General features: G+C 62.0%; 14 protein-coding genes. 7 read left to right on the top strand and 7 right to left on the bottom strand.

Features of this window, described 5'->3' with window-relative positions:
- Nucleotides 1–46: 46 nt before the first annotated feature.
- Together fdxA and AB7783_RS20725 are read left to right on the top strand one after the other, a co-directional pair.
- Nucleotides 47–385 carry a ferredoxin FdxA gene (fdxA, locus tag AB7783_RS20730; RefSeq protein WP_068730400.1) on the top strand — a complete coding sequence of 113 codons (339 nt, stop codon included), beginning with the start codon at nt 47–49 and terminating at the stop codon, nt 383–385.
- Between the two features lie 258 nt (nt 386–643).
- A complete protein-coding gene (locus tag AB7783_RS20725; RefSeq protein WP_414716831.1) occupies nt 644–1,708 on the top strand; it encodes a CarD family transcriptional regulator in 1,065 nt (354 codons plus the stop codon).
- A gap of 84 nt (nt 1,709–1,792) precedes the next feature.
- Here AB7783_RS20725 and AB7783_RS20720 read toward each other — a convergent pair whose 3' ends face one another.
- Both AB7783_RS20720 and AB7783_RS20715 read right to left on the bottom strand, forming a co-directional pair.
- Nucleotides 1,793–3,256: a M48 family metalloprotease gene (locus AB7783_RS20720; protein ID WP_244628330.1), complete on the bottom strand. Its 1,464-nt coding sequence runs from the start codon at nt 3,254–3,256 to the stop codon at nt 1,793–1,795.
- A gap of 101 nt (nt 3,257–3,357) precedes the next feature.
- Entirely contained in the window at nt 3,358–4,146 is a 789-nt protein-coding gene (locus tag AB7783_RS20715) for a thermonuclease family protein (RefSeq protein WP_441278679.1), read from the bottom strand.
- Nucleotides 4,147–4,341: 195 nt separating this feature from the next.
- On the opposite strand from AB7783_RS20715, the gene AB7783_RS20710 reads away from it, so the two are divergent.
- The 4 genes from AB7783_RS20710 (at nt 4,342) to AB7783_RS20695 (ending at nt 9,391) form a co-directional block, all read left to right on the top strand.
- Nucleotides 4,342–5,547, top strand: coding sequence for an ABC transporter substrate-binding protein (locus tag AB7783_RS20710; RefSeq protein ID WP_441278678.1), 1,206 nt, complete (start codon nt 4,342–4,344; stop codon nt 5,545–5,547).
- Nucleotides 5,548–5,602: 55 nt separating this feature from the next.
- Complete coding sequence (locus tag AB7783_RS20705; protein ID WP_175500500.1) at nt 5,603–6,391, top strand: enoyl-CoA hydratase; 789 nt, start codon at nt 5,603–5,605, stop codon at nt 6,389–6,391.
- Between the two features lie 2 nt (nt 6,392–6,393).
- Complete coding sequence (locus tag AB7783_RS20700) at nt 6,394–7,155, top strand: hypothetical protein (protein WP_439065200.1); 762 nt, start codon at nt 6,394–6,396, stop codon at nt 7,153–7,155.
- Nucleotides 7,156–7,264: 109 nt separating this feature from the next.
- On the top strand, nt 7,265–9,391 hold the full coding sequence (locus AB7783_RS20695; protein ID WP_441278677.1) for an acetate--CoA ligase family protein: 2,127 nt from the start codon (nt 7,265–7,267) through the stop codon (nt 9,389–9,391).
- 77 nt (nt 9,392–9,468) lie between these two features.
- Here the strand turns inward: AB7783_RS20695 and AB7783_RS20690 are convergent, their stop codons facing one another.
- The 3 genes from AB7783_RS20690 to AB7783_RS20680 form a co-directional block, all read right to left on the bottom strand.
- Nucleotides 9,469–10,275, bottom strand: coding sequence for an enoyl-CoA hydratase/isomerase family protein (locus AB7783_RS20690; RefSeq protein ID WP_441278676.1), 807 nt, complete (start codon nt 10,273–10,275; stop codon nt 9,469–9,471).
- A 135-nt stretch (nt 10,276–10,410) separates the two neighbouring features.
- Nucleotides 10,411–11,571: an acyl-CoA dehydrogenase family protein gene (locus AB7783_RS20685; RefSeq protein WP_120287384.1), complete on the bottom strand. Its 1,161-nt coding sequence runs from the start codon at nt 11,569–11,571 to the stop codon at nt 10,411–10,413.
- A 27-nt stretch (nt 11,572–11,598) separates the two neighbouring features.
- Complete coding sequence (locus tag AB7783_RS20680; protein WP_441278675.1) at nt 11,599–12,663, bottom strand: acyl-CoA dehydrogenase family protein; 1,065 nt, start codon at nt 12,661–12,663, stop codon at nt 11,599–11,601.
- A gap of 256 nt (nt 12,664–12,919) precedes the next feature.
- On the opposite strand from AB7783_RS20680, the gene AB7783_RS20675 reads away from it, so the two are divergent.
- Complete coding sequence (locus AB7783_RS20675) at nt 12,920–13,705, top strand: SDR family NAD(P)-dependent oxidoreductase (protein WP_441278674.1); 786 nt, start codon at nt 12,920–12,922, stop codon at nt 13,703–13,705.
- Between the two features lie 74 nt (nt 13,706–13,779).
- On the opposite strand, the gene AB7783_RS20670 is transcribed toward AB7783_RS20675, so the two are convergent.
- Both AB7783_RS20670 and AB7783_RS20665 read right to left on the bottom strand, forming a co-directional pair.
- Nucleotides 13,780–14,049, bottom strand: a complete 270-nt coding sequence (locus AB7783_RS20670) for a GlsB/YeaQ/YmgE family stress response membrane protein (protein WP_089267746.1) — start codon at nt 14,047–14,049, stop codon at nt 13,780–13,782.
- A 27-nt stretch (nt 14,050–14,076) separates the two neighbouring features.
- Nucleotides 14,077–14,706: a YidB family protein gene (locus tag AB7783_RS20665; RefSeq protein ID WP_441278673.1), complete on the bottom strand. Its 630-nt coding sequence runs from the start codon at nt 14,704–14,706 to the stop codon at nt 14,077–14,079.
- Nucleotides 14,707–14,770: the final 64 nt, after the last annotated feature.

The raw sequence follows: 14,770 nt of genomic DNA, 5'->3' as shown, positions 1-14,770 counted from the left end.
GGTGCGCTACGCAAACACTGAATATCGATCGTTTCCGGAGTTCTGGATGACTTACGTCGTCACCGACAATTGCATCAAATGTAAATACACCGACTGCGTCGAAGTGTGTCCCGTGGACTGCTTCTACGAGGGTGAAAACATGCTGGTCATCCATCCGGACGAATGCATTGATTGCGGTGTCTGCGAGCCCGAATGCCCTGCGGACGCGATCAAGCCTGATACCGAAGGCAATATCGAGAAGTGGCTGCAGATCAATCTGGAACACGCCAAGACGTGGCCGAACATCACCCAGAAGATCGACGAACTGCCCGAAGCCAAGGAATTCGATGGTCAGGAAGGCAAGTACGAGAAGTATTTCTCGGCGGCGCCTGGCAAGGGCGACTGAGTTCCCCGGTCGCAGTGATCAAGCAATTGATTGGGTGACCCGATACCCCCAGCCACACGAAATTTACCCTAGCCCCGATTATGCCCCGGAAGCGGCCGCCGAGCGGCCGCGACAGGGCATAAATCATTGATTTTTGCGGGAAATGTGCTATAATAGGCACAATTCAAGAAGCTGGACCATGTGGTGCCGCTCGATTTGGCCCTGCCGGGTTCCCGTTTAAACATCAAACAGGGGCGTGGCGGTTTCCACGCGCAGGCTGTGTCACAGAAAACGCGTAAAAAGAGTGTTTCCAAGGCTGCTGTTTCGAAGAAGGCTACTGCTTCGAAGGTTTTGGATCCGAAGGCTTCCAAGAAAACAACTGCGGCGAGCCGCGTTGTGAAGGGTCCTGCTGCGAAGAATTCTGTCACCAAAGGCCGTGCCCGGGCTCCTGTCAAGGACACCCGGACCGCCGCGAAGGCTGCGGCTGAAAAGTCCTCCAAAAATAAAAGAAGTGCAATGCCCAACAAGACTGCCAAACCTGCCCCGAAGGCTGCTGCTTCGAAGACCACTGCCGCTAAGCCTGCTGCGCCGAAGACGGCTGCGAAGGCTCCCGCCGCCGCTCCTGCTGTGAAGGCTGCTGCGCCGAAGGAAGTTGCCAAGGTTGCTGCGAAGCCGGTCGTTGCCAAACCGGTTGCCGCCAAGCCGGCGCCCGCTGCGGCTCCGCGCGTCGAAGAGCCGAAGAAGCCACTGACCCAGCGTCAGGGCTTCAAGACCAACGAATTCGTTGTCTATCCGGCGCATGGTGTTGGCCAGATCCTCGCCATCGAAGAGCAGGAAATTGCAGGCGCCAGGCTTGAACTCTTCGTGATCAATTTCATGAAGGACAAGATGACCCTGCGCGTTCCGACCGCGAAGGTCGCGAATGTCGGCATGCGCAAGCTGTCCGAGCCGGCGCTGGTCAAGCGCGCGCTGGAGACACTGAAGGGCCGTGCCCGCATCAAGCGCACCATGTGGTCGCGCCGCGCACAGGAATACGAAGCGAAGATCAACTCGGGCGATATCGTTGCCATCGCCGAAGTGGTCCGCGATCTGTTCCGCTCCGACTCGCAGCCCGAGCAGTCCTACAGCGAACGTCAGCTGTATGAAGCAGCTCTCGATCGTCTGTCGCGCGAAATCGCTGTGGTTCAGCACGTCACCGAGACCGAAGCGGTCAAGGAGATCGAAGGCCAGCTCGCCAAGAGCCCGCGCCGTGGCGCCAAGGCCGAGGCAGGCGCTGAAGCCGGTGCTGACGAGGCCGACAGCGATGGTGACGATGATGTCGCCGCCGCGGACGAGGCTGCATAAGCAGCGTCTCGCAAGTTGAATACGAAAGGCCCGGCCGAGAGGCCGGGCTTTTTTGTTGTCTATGAGCAAGTACTTGGGTGGATCTCAATCCACCACGACCTTGACGCGGTCGCGGGCTTTCACGCTGGCATTGTTCTCGAGCCCGTTCAATACACGGAAGCGCTCCAGTGGACGATCGACGCCGCTCATGCGATGCGACAGTGACTCCACGGTGTCTCCGGGCTGCACGGTGATCACCTTGATGCGCAGCGGACGGGCGGCCTGAATCTCGGCCAGGGTCAGGCGGCGGAACGAGTTGACGGTTTCGCGGGCGTTGCGTTCGCTCTCGGTGCTCTTCTGCTTGGCAGCGAAGATGAAGCGGTAGACGTCGCTGCCGAAGCGCAACGCGTAAACGCGGAATTGCCACTGGTCGCCGCGCGCGATGGCGGACGCTGCCGGGAAGCCGTTGATGGTCAGTTCTTCTGTGGTGGCTTTATCGACATTCTCCATCCAGCCGGAATTGAGATAGTCGCTCAGTGTCTGTTCGGAGGGTACGCGCACCACGTCGAAGCGCATGGCCTGATTGCCGCCTTCGCGCACGCCGATCACCGCCTGCGCCGTATTGTCGAGGGTGAACGCCTCCGGCGCCTGGAAGGTGAAGCCGAGCTTGGGATGCAGGAAGCGGCGGCCGCGCACGAAACCCTCGCTCGGGTCCTCGCCATAGACGATGCCGTCGATGGCCGAGAGATAGGTCTCGCGATCGCGCTCGCCGCCGTCGGGCGAGGAATATTGCCGCGCATTGGCTTGCGCATTCTGCACGCGCTCGGGCGTCGCCGGATGGGACGACAGGAAGTCCTGCGCGCGGGGATCGAGCGGCGTGCGGCTGGCCTTCAGCGCCGCGTTACGCTCCATCGCCGCGAGAAAGCGCGACGCCCCATAGGGATCGAACTTTGCACGGGCCGAGATGCCTACGCCGATGCCGTCGGCTTCGAATTCCTGCGCGCGCGAGAAGCTCGCCATCGTCAGTTTGGATTTGGCGAGCGCGAGTGCGGTGAGATCGGGATCGCTGCCCATATCCGTCACGACACGCGTGACGATCGAGGCCTGCCGTGCCTGCTCTTCGCGGATCGAGGCGTGCTTGGCGAGTACATGCGCCATCTCGTGCGACAGTACCGACGAAATCTCGGACGTATCGCTGGCGAGCGCGATCAGGCCGCGCGTGACATAGAGCTGTCCAGTCGGCAGGGCGAAGGCGTTGACGGCGCCGGAATTGAGGATCGTGACCTTGTAGGCGAGGTCTGGTCGCTCAGAGGCAGCGACCAGCCGATCGACGGTCTTGGTGATCAGTGATTCCAGCCGGGGGTCGTCATAGGCGCCGCCATAGGATGCGAGGATGCGCTCGTGTTCTTTCTCGGCGGCCGGGGTCTGCACCACGGCAGGCTTCGGCGGCTTGGCCGGCACCGTCGGCTTGACCGACGAGGCGGCCTCGAACCGGCTGGCATCGCCGCAGGCCGATAGAGCGAGCGCGGCGCACAGCAGGGCAGGCGCAGCCCAAAGGCGGCGGCTCAAGCTGGTTTGCCGTCCCACACCCGTCACGTCGTCCACTCTCTGCCCAAACAGCCCATTCGCCCAAATCATCTTCGCTCAAGCGATCTTGCTGCCCAAGTGGCCTACTTGTCCCCGACCACTTCGATCTGCCACACCCCGAGCGCCTCGATCCGCGGCCCGCCGCGCCTCTCGATCCATCCCCGAACGCGAATATGTCGTCTTTCCAGGGACTTAAGCATAATTCCTGCCGTCTCGAAGGCGGCTATCATGCGCCTTGAAACGGTCACCGCAAAGTCCTCAGTCCAGCGACGCCCAAAATTGACGTAGGTCACCGTCCCAGCCTGGCGAACCGACAGAACCCGCCCCTCGACCACCCCGAAACGCCCCACATCGGCCAAGATATCGCCGGGACTTTCCGCGTTTTTTATGACGTTGGTTTGAGCCCAGATTCCGCGCTTCAGCCGGCGGGCCAAGCCTTCTGCAGCGGCGAGTTCCGCCGCACAGGCCTTGTCGGAAATCGCGCCAGAGGCGAGGGCGGCGCCCTGTGCCAGAAGCTGCGCCTGGAGCGACGGCGCAGTGGGATCGACGAAGACAAAAGCCGGTTGTCGGCCGTAGCGATCCGGCATGTCGCTTTCGCCGTACAAGGTGACATCACGGCCGGAGACCAATGCGAAAAGTTCGTTCGTCGACTTCGATGAGCCAGCGATCGGCTCGATCCCCGCCAGACGGATCACGTTGCCGTCGCTCAAACGCAATGTTCTGACATCGATCACGTCGGCGACACGACCTTCGCCCTGGGCGGCAAACATGCAGGCCGCCGACGCAGATTGCGCGGATGTTGAAAAGGCGGTCACTACCAGCAACAGCGTTGCGGCACGCGACACGTCACACTTTGCTGATGCGGCACGCATCACGCCACCTTGCGAGCTCCGGTCAACCTCTCGTCTATTATAGCCAGCAATCCATTCCGCTTTGCGGAAAACCTTGATGTCTTTGCAGCTATTCTTGGCAGCGCCGCCGCTTGCCGCTGTTGTTCCATTGCGGCATGATCGCGATAACAACAACACCGCGCACGAACAACAACGGCGCGTCTGAGGGAGGGACTTTTGAAGAAGATCATTTCAGGTCTGCTGGCGTCAGCAATGGCATTCGCGGCCACAAGTGCCATGGCGCAGACCAAGCCGCTGAAGCTCGGTGCAATTCTCGATATGTCGGGCCTGTACGCCGATATCACCGGTGTTGGCAGCGAGACCGCTGCGAAGATGGCTGCGGACGATTTCGGCGGTGAAGTGCTGGGCCGCAAGATTGAGATCATTGCTGCGGACCATCTCAACAAGGCCGATCTGTCCGCCAACATCGCGCGCGACATGCTCGACAATCAAGGTGTCGAGGCGATCATCGACGTTGCGGCATCGGCGACCGCGCTGGCTGCGAGCGAGATCGCGCGTGCGCGCAACAAGATCATCATCTTCAACGGCCCGGGCTCAATCCGCCTCAGCAACGAGGCCTGCGGCCCCTATACGGTGCATTACGTGTTCGACACTTACGCGCAGGCCAATGTGACCGGTCTCGCCACGGTGAAAAACGGTCTCGACACCTGGTTCTTCCTGTCGGCCGACTATGCATTCGGCGCGGACCTCGAGAAAGACACCACGGCTGTCGTCACCAAGGCCGGTGGCAAGGTGCTGGGATCGGTCAAGCATCCGCTGAATACGTCGGATTTCTCGTCCTTCCTGCTGCAGGCGCAGAGCTCCAAAGCCAAGGTCGTCGGCCTCGCCAATGCTGGCGGTGATACGATCACCGCGATCAAGCAGGCGGCCGAGTTCGGCCTGACGCGGAGCGGCGGACAGAAACTGTCGCCGCTGCTGGCCTTCATCTCCGACATCGACAGCGTCGGTCTCGATACCGCCCAAGGCCTGATCCTGGCGGAAGCGTTCTACTGGGATCTCAATGACGAGACGCGCGCGTTCACCAAGCGCTTCCAGGAGCGCACCAAGCGCGTGCCGACATCGGCCCAGGCCGGCGTGTATTCATCGGTGCTGCATTATCTCAAGGCCGTGAAGGCCGCCGGCACGACGGATTCGGCTCCGGTCATGAAGCTCATGAAGGAGACGCCGATTAACGACATGTTCGCCAAGAATGGCCGGATTCGCGAGGATGGCCGCATGGTGCATGACATGTACCTGTTCGAGGTGAAGAAGCCGTCGGAATCCAAGGGCCGCTGGGACGACTACAAGCTACTCGCGACCGTTCCCGCAGAGCAGGCATTCCAGCCGCTGGAAGCCTCGCGCTGCCCGCTGGTGAAGAAGTAATCGTCAGGGTCTGAACCTTGCCGGACGATCAAGAACAACAACAAGGAGCGCAATCATGAGCGACATCGTCCTGCAGGACCTCGACAGCGGTCTTCTAACCATCACCATGAATCGTCCGGATCGGCGCAATGCGCTCAATCCGGAGATGACACAGGGCCTGGTCGCGGCAGCACGCCGCGCGCAGGAAGATCACGACGTCCGCGCCGTGCTCATCAAGGGCGCGGGCGGCACCTTCTGCGTCGGCGGTGACGTCAAGTCGATGGCGGCTGGCCGCGCGCCGCTGCCGTTCGAGGCCAAGCGCGCCAACCTGCGCCGCGGCATGGAAGTGTCGCGCATTCTGCACCAGATGCCGAAGCCGGTGGTGGCGCAGCTCGACGGTGCGGCCGCAGGCGCCGGTCTTTCGATCGCGCTGTCCTGCGATCTCCGTGTCGCCAGCAAATCGGTGAAGATCACCACGGCTTTCGCCAAGGTCGGCTTCTCCGGTGATTATGGCGGCACCTATTTCCTGACCAAGATGCTTGGCAGCGCCAAGGCACGCGAGCTTTATCTGATGTCGCCGGTGCTCTCCGCACAGGAAGCGCTGGCGCTCGGCATGGTGACGAAGGTCGTCGATGACGCCGAGGTGGAGACAGCGGCACGCGACTTGGCAATGTCACTCGCACAGGGCCCGAGCATTACCTACGGCTACATCAAGACCAACATCAATAATGCCGAGACGATGACGCTCGAAGCCTGCTTCGATGGCGAGTCAATCCATCACACCCGCTGCAGCGATACTGACGATCACAAGGAGGCCGCCCAGGCCTTCGTCGAGAAGCGCAAGCCGGTCTTCAAGGGGCAATGACCATGAGCCAGATGCGGTTGCGGCAAGTTTGTCTGGTCGCTCCGCATCTGGAGCCAGTGGTGAGCGATATCGCGGCCATTCTTGGCCTCAATGTCTGCTACCGCGATCCTCATGTCGGCAAATACGGGCTTGAAAATGCACTGATGCCGGTTGAGGCGACGTTGCTCGAAGTGGTCGCGCCGACGCAGCCGGGCACGGCGGCCGGGCGGTTCATGGAGAAATCCGGCGGGCGCGGCGGCTATATGGTGATCCTGTCCTGCGAGGATCCCGACGAGCGTGGGCGCTTCGCCGCCAACATCGGCGTGCGCACCGCCAATGTGATCGATCATCCGCCCTATCACGGCGTGCAATTGCATCCACGCGATTGCCGGGCCGCCTTCATCGAGTTCAATCACACCAAAGACAGCGACGACGATTTCGGGCCGTATCCGCCGGCCGGTCCGGACTGGCAGGAGGCGATCCGCCACGACATCACGCGCGCGCTGACCGAGGTCGAGCTGCAGAGTCCGGACCATTACGATCTGGCGCAGCACTGGAGCAATATCATCGGCGTGCCGCTGACCTCGGCCCGCAACGACGATCCGCAGATCGCGTTCACGAACGGCTGTTTGCGCTTCGCCAAGGGTAAGAGCGAAGCGATGACCGGGATCACTTTTCGCGTCAACGACGTCGCACAGGTGCTCGGCAGCGCACGGGCACGCGGATGTCCCTGCGCCGGGGATGCATTTCTGCTGGCCGGGGTCACGTTTCGCGTCGTTGCGTGATCGCGGCAATCGCCGCACGATCCCTTCTTTTCTGACGCGTTTCCTTCATGCGAACCGGTATCCACTTCGCTCGGAAACGCTACGGCAACAACAATAAACCGGAAACGCCATGACAGTGACACGTCCGCATCCGCTGGACTCGTTCTTCAATCCATCCAGCATCGCCATCATTGGCGCTTCCCGCGATGTCACGAAGATCCCGGGCCTGCTTCTTTCCTTTTTGCGCAAGAATCAGTTCTCCGGCGCGATTTATCCGGTCAATCCGAACTATCCGGATATCGATGGGCTGACGTGCCATCCGAGCATCGCAGCCATCGGGCAGCCGATAGATCTCGCCATCGTGATCATTCCTGCGCGTGTCGTGCTCGGCGCGCTTGAGGAGTGCGCGAAACTCGGCGTCAAACACGCGATCATCATCTCCTCCGGCTTTGCCGAGGAAGGCGGCGATTCCATCGCCATGCAGGATGCTATTGCGACGCTGGCGAAGCGCACGGGGATGCGGATCTCCGGACCGAACGCCGAGGGGTACTACAACCAGATCGCCGGCATTGCCGCGACCTTCAGCCCAACCGTTGATGTAAGGCCGGATCAGCTGCAGCTGGTCGCTACCACGAAGCGGATCGGTATCGTCGCGCAATCCGGCGGCATCGGCTTTGCGATCTATAACCGCGCCAAGTCGCTCGGCATTGCTCTGAGCACCGTGATCTCGACCGGCAACGAGTCCGATCTCGGTGCCGGCGAATTCTTTGGCTACATGGTGCAGGACACGGCAACCGACGTGATCCTGCTGTTCATCGAGGGCATTCGCGACGTCGACAAATTTCTCGCCGCGGCTCGCAAGGCGGCGGAGCTCGGCAAGCCGGTCATCGTCGTAAAGGTCGGCCGCTCCCGTGCTGGCGAGCGCGCGGCAGCCTCGCATACTGCCAGCATGGCAGGCTGGACGGCCGCCTATGATGCGGTGTTCGCGCGCTATGGCTTCATCGTCTCCAACGATCTCGACGAAGCGGTGACCATCGCCGCCGTGCTGACCACGTCGCCGCTGCCGAAGGGCGATCGCGTCGCTGTCGTCACCGTCTCGGGCGGAGCAGGTATCTGGGGCGCTGATGCCGTGTCGGCGCAGGGGCTGCAGGTGCCCGAATTGTCGGACGGCGTTCAGGCGACGATTCGCGGGCTGATCCCGTCCTACGGGTCGCCATGCAATCCGATCGATATCACGGCCCAAGCGGTGCATAGCGGCGGGCTGCAAAAGACCATTGAATTGCTCGACAGGTCTGACGAGGTCGATGCGATCCTGGTGGTCATCTCGCTGTCGAGCGAGACGCGGATGCCGCTCAAGACGCCGGAGCTGAAGCCCGTCATTGCCGCGCAGAACAAACCGATTGTGTTCTGGTCCTATACGCTGCCGTCGAACTTTGCGCGCATGGGTCTCGCCGAGTCCGGCGTCGTCGTTTTGTCCGGCCTCACCCATGTCAGTGTAGCGTTGCGGCGACTCGTTGATCACGCAAGCTTCAAGCTTGTAGAGCCGGTTGCTACAGCGGCACCTGCGCAGAATGATCTGGCTGAGTATCTGACCGCGCCGACGCTCTCCGAGTATGACAGCAAGACGCTGCTGCAGATTGCCGGTGTCGCGCTGCCAGGCGAGGTTCTTGTTGCCGACAGATCGGCGCTGGATGCAGCGATTGCCAAGATAGGCTTCCCGCTGGTGATGAAAATCCAGTCGCGCGACATTCCGCACAAGAGCGAGGTCGGCGGCGTCAGGGTCAGTATCACCACGAAGAATGAAGCCGCAGCTGCCTATGATGCTCTGACCGCCAGCGCCCGGCAGCACCGACCGCAGGCCGCGTTGCAGGGCGTGCTCGTTTCGCCGATGGCCAGGAAGGGTGTCGAGATCATCGTGGGCACACTACTGGACGAGACCTTTGGGCCAATGGTGATGGTCGGTCTTGGTGGAGTGACGGCGGAATTGTTCAAGGACGTGGTCTATCGCCCGGCGCCCGTGAGTGCCGCTGAGGCTGCTTCCATGCTAGGCGCACTCAAGGCCGCGCCGTTGCTGAACGGCTTTCGCGGCGCGCTGAAGGCCGACGTGTCGGCGGCGGCGGAGCTGATTGCGCAGCTCTCGCAGCTCGCAGCTCAGTTCAAGGGCGAGATTGCCGAGATCGAACTCAATCCGGTACTGGTGCATCCGGCGGGCGAGGGCGCCACCATCGTCGATGCGTTGGTGGTGCGGAAAGACTAGAGTGCCCATGACATAAAAATGGCCGGGCGAACCCGGCCATTTCCAAGTGAGGTTTGAAAAACAAACCCGACGGGGACTTAGCGCCCCTTGAAGTTCGGCACCCGTCGTTCGGCAGTCGCCGCAACGCCTTCCTTGAAATCTTCTGTCTTACGCAGGCGCGTCTGTTCGGCGAGTTCGTGCTCCGTCGCCTTGGCGACGCGGTCGGCGAGGCCGTTGCGCATGGTGGCGCGGGTAGAGAGCAGGCCGAGCGGCGAGCATTCGGCGATCTCCTCGGCGAGCTTGATGGCGGCGTTGCGGACCTCGGCCTGCGGCACCAGCACATTGGTGAGGCCCATCTTCAGGGCTTCCTCTCCGCCCACACGGCGGCTGGTGTAGAACATCAACTCCGCATTGTTCTTGCCGACCACTTCGGTGAGCGCGACCGTCAGGCCGAAGCCGGGATGGAAGCCGAGCTTGGTGAAGTTGGCGGCGAAGCGGGTTTCCGGGCAAGCTACGCGGAAATCGGCCGACACCGCGAGGCCGAGGCCACCGCCGATGGCTGCGCCCTGAACGGCGGCGACGATCGGCTTCTTGGCGCGGAAGATACGCACGGCTTCCATATAGAGATGGCCGATGGAACCGAGATTGTCAGCGGGGTCGCCGCTTTTGGCGGCCGCTTCGGTTTCCTTGCGGTTGGGATCGCTGAAATCGGCGCCGGCGCAGAACGCCTTGCCTTGCGCGCACAGAACCGTCGCCCGGATTTCGGGATTGGCATCGATCTCGTCCAGCGCGTTGGCGATCTGCTGGATCAGCAGGATGTCGAAGAAGTTCAGAGGCGGCTTGCGAATCTCGATAATCGCAATGTGGCCGCGGGTCTCGACGCCGATGTCTTTGTAGGTGGTCATGTGTTTCCTCGTCATTCCGGGGCACGCCCGGCGCTTGCCGGGTGTGAACCCGGAATCTGGATGTGTTCAAATCACTTCTAGGTTCCGGGTTCGCGCGCGCAAAGATGCGCGTGTGCCCCGGAACGACGAATTATTTCAGCGCAGACCAAGTCCGCGCGCGATGATGCCGCGCAGGACTTCGGTGGTGCCGCCCTGAATGGTGAGTTTCGGTGCCGTCTTGATGGCGAAGCCGAGCATTTCGTCCAGCGTGGCGTGGTTCGAGGCGTTGTCGTCGACGAAGGCTGCGAGTTCGCGCACGCGATGCGGCAGCTGCTGCTCCCAGATCGTACCGATATCCTTGACGATGGACGCTTCCACCACCGGCTCCTTGCCGGCCTGCAGCATGCCAGCCACCGACACCGACATGCGGCGCATCGTGTGCAGCTGTGCGACGAGGCGGCCGATGCCTTCGGCGCTGCGAGTGTCCGGCTTCGGCCCGACGGCGCGAACCAGCTCGGTCAGCACGTAATAGGTTTCAAGGAAACGTTCGGGGCCGGAGCGCTCATAAGCGAGCTCGCTGGTGGCTTGTTTCCAGGCGCTGTCGATCTCGCCGAGCATGTGGTCGTCCGGCACGAAGTGATCGGTGAACACGACTTCGTTGAATTCGTACTGGCCGGTGATCTGCGCGATCGGGTTCACCGTAATGCCCGGTTTCTTCATATTGACCAGAAACTGCGTCAATCCGTGGCGGCGATTTTCCTTGGTCGGGGCTGATGTGCGGAAGATCGCGATCATGTAGTCGGCCATATGCGCCGAGGTCGTCCAGATCTTGCTGCCATTGATGAGCCAGCCGCCGTCGGTCTTGGTGGCCTTGGTCTTGGCAGCGAACAGATCGGAGCCCGAATTCGGCTCGCTCATGCCGATAGAGAAACAGACCTCGCCGCGGCAGATGCGCGGCAGGATGTCCATCTTGATGTGCTCGGGGGCGTATTTCAGGAGCACCGGGCCGCTTTGGCGGTCGGCAACGAAAAAGCGGCGCACCGGCGCGTTGGCCACGCGCATCTCTTCGGTAACAACGTAGCGTTCAAGGAACGAGCGCTCGTGGCCGCCATATTTCTTGGGCCAGGTCATGCCGAGCCAGCCGCGCTCGCCGACGCGCTTGCTGAATTCAGGATTGTCCGAGTCCTCGCGCTGGGGCTTGTGCGGATCGAAAGTGCCGGCGGCGATTTCCTCGGCGAGGAAAGCGCGCACTTCCTTGCGCAGCTGCTCGCATTCGGGCGGCAGGCGGATCGGATCGAAACGAAGGGCAGCAGTCATGTGAAAGATCTCGTTTCTTGTGTTCGATCAGCGCGAAGCGACCAGAGGCCACAGCTCGTCGGCACCGCGCGCAGCGACCAGTTTGCCGAGTTCGACTGCCCAGTAGCTTTCGCTGCCGAAATCATCGCGCCATGCCAATGCGCGCAGCGTGTAGCGATGCAGGATGTGTTCCTGCGTGAAGCCGATGGCACCAAGAACCTGATGCGCGATGGCGGCGCCCTTTTCGGCGGCCTCGGAGCAACGGATCTTTGCAGCGGCCGCCTCGAGGAAGAGAGCGTCATCGAGCGGCGCGCCGCTGGAGAAGGCGTCAGCCGCGGAGCTGGCAGCGGCGAGGGCTGCCGAGGTCTCGCCTGCGAGTTTCGCCAGATTGTGCTGCACCGCCTGGAACTTCGAGATCTTCTTCTCGAACGCCACGCGCTCGCCGGAATAGTTCACGCCGATGCCAAGCATGGTTTCCAGTGCACCGGCAATCTGCTGGCTGCGTACGAGTGCGCCCATCAGCAACAGCGCGTTCTGATCGAAGCCCGATGGCGCAGATCGAAGGATGACCGGCTTCACAGTGTCGAAATGCACCGTGTCGGACGGATCATCGGCCAGACCGAGCCCACCCTCAATCCGGCAGGCGCTGGCGTCCACCAGCGCAATAGAGGCTCCGCCGATGCCGGAGGCGACGATGGCGATGTGTTTCGCATCCCTCGCGAACGGCACGCCGCGCGCGCGGCCGGTAATTGTACCATCGGCGTTGAGCGTGAGGCGATCACGCGGGCTTGCCGGCGCGACGGTCATCATGCCTTCGGGCGATTTGATCTGGGCCTGCGCGAGCAGCCAGCCCGCCAGCATGGTCTCGGCGAGCGGCACCGCAACGCCGGCGCGGCCGGCGACGCTGAGGACACTGAAACCTTCGGCCATGCTAGTGCCGGAGCCGTCGCACTCTTCAGGCACCCATGAGAGCGGCAGGCCAGCATCTGTCAGTGCCTGCCAGAGCGGCGCTTTCCAGCTGCCGTTCCTGTCGTGATTGATGGTCTGTGCGTCAGCGAGATCGGCGAAAATACGTTCCGCGGTTTCCGCAACGATATTGTCTGCGTCCGTCAAGGCGTTCCCCGTGTGCTAGCGCATCTCATTCGGCAGGGAATGCCGGGCATGGGCGCTGCCACTTTTCTTGCATTCATGATGCGGAAAAGGTGGAAGGAAGACAAGCGGGCTGGCCGCAGAGGGGCCTGCGGTGGCGGCATGATGTGTTGGTGCAGCGCAATTTAATTCCGCAAAGCGAACTTGTGCCGCGTTGTATACCAGCGCGACCGCATTATGGTAGATCGCATCAGCGTCAGAACAAGCAGAGGAAATGCAGATGGCAAGTGACGGTTTGTGCGTCGTGATTACAGGGGCGGCATCGGGGCTTGGTGCTGCGACCGCGGCCATTCTCGCCAAGGACGGCGCCCGTATTGTCATCAACTATTCGTCGAGCCAGAAGGAAGCCGAAGCCACTGCCGAGCTGTGCCGCGATGCTGGTGCAACCGAAGTCATCGTGGTTCAAGGCGATGTATCGAAGGACGACGATTGCAAGAACATCGTCGCGGCCGCCCAGCACTGGGGGCGGATCGATGCGCTGATCAACAATGCCGGCATGACCAAGCATGTCCCGCATAACGATCTCGATGGCCTGTCCGCGGAAGATTTCCAGCGCATCTACGCGGTCAACACGATCGGGCCCTATCAGATGGTGCGTGCGGCGCGCACCTTGCTCGAAGCCGGCGCCAAGGCGTCGGGTCGCGCCTCGGCCGTCGTCAATGTCTCGTCGATGGCCGGTATCACAGGCGGCGGTTCGTCAGTCGCCTATGCCGCCAGCAAGGGCGCGCTGAATTCGATGACGCTGTCGCTCGGCCGTGCACTGGCTCCGCTGATCCGCGTCAATACGGTCTGCCCTGGCTATATCGATACGCCATGGTTCACCAAGGGACGCGGTGCGGACGGTGCTGCTAAAGTTCGCGATGCCGTGATCGCGCGAGTTCCGCTGAAGGTGGCCTCGACCGCGGAGGACGTCGCCGCCTTGATCTGCTTCCTCGCCACGTCGCCATCGAGCAATATGACGGGCGAGTTGGTGCGGATGGATGCCGGCATGCATCTGCTGGCCTGATCGGAAACCTGCGTCAAACAGCAAAAAGCCTCGGGTGATGCCCGAGGCTTTTTTCATTCTCGACTGCAGGCACGTCAGCGATTGCCCGGATCGGAAATCATCCGGCGGGCAACCAGTCTGTTCCAGATGAACAGCACCACCAGCGCGCCGATCGTGGCGGTGATGAAGCCGGCACCTTGGTTCGGGCCGTAATGGCCGATCTGCTGGCCTATGAACGTCGCCAGGAATGCGCCGGCAATACCCAGGATAGTGGTCAGAATGAAGCCGCTGGGATTGTTTGGCCCCGGTGACAGAAGGCGGGCGATAATGCCTGCGACAAAGCCCACAACGAGAATCCAGATCATAGCAATATCCCCTCTTTCAAGTGCGCGTTAAACCCAGCTGGACTTAACTTCGTCTTCCGTGGGTAGCCGGCCATGCGGTGTGAACTGATTAACGGCATCGGGCAGTTCGTTGCTCAGCTCCGCGAGAAGCTGCTCGCGGGACATGCCGGTGCGCGATGTCAGTTGCGCGATCTGATCCGCGCCAAGCGCTGCGCCGAGATCGTTAGGCGAAATCTGCTTGTTCGGGCCGGAACTGACCCAGGAATCCGCGGCGTCGCCATGGCCGTTCTGCTGGAACTGCTTAAGCAGGTCGCCGAGGCCACCGCTGAGCACGCTGCCGGCGGCACCGCCCGCCAACAGACCGCCGAGCGGGCCCTTCAGAAGGTCGCCGAGGCCGCCACCGCCTGCTGCAGTGCCAGAATTTCCGCCGAGGAGGCCGCCAAGCATACCACCGAGGCCACCATCCTGCACGCTGGCCTGCGTTGTATTCGGCGGCGGGATTTCTTGCGAGTGCCCCTGTGCCGCCGGTTGGCTGCCAGTGAAGTGCTTGTAGCCTTTGTAGGCGAGCAGCGCGAGGATCGCCATCGTCATCGGCGACATGCCGCCGCTCTTGTCGTTGGGATCGCTGGGGCCACGCGGCCCGTTGGCCATGCCATTCAGAATGTCGAGCAAACCCATGATCATCTCCTGTTCTGCCAGCCCGGCGAAAGCATAGCTGCGCGGTATGACGCCTACAAGGCGC

The sequence above is a fragment of the Tardiphaga sp. 172_B4_N1_3 genome, from assembly GCF_052076035.1.
Taxonomy (GTDB): Bacteria; Pseudomonadota; Alphaproteobacteria; order Rhizobiales; family Xanthobacteraceae; genus Tardiphaga; species Tardiphaga robiniae.
This window is presented reverse-complemented; position numbering and strand designations above follow the sequence as displayed.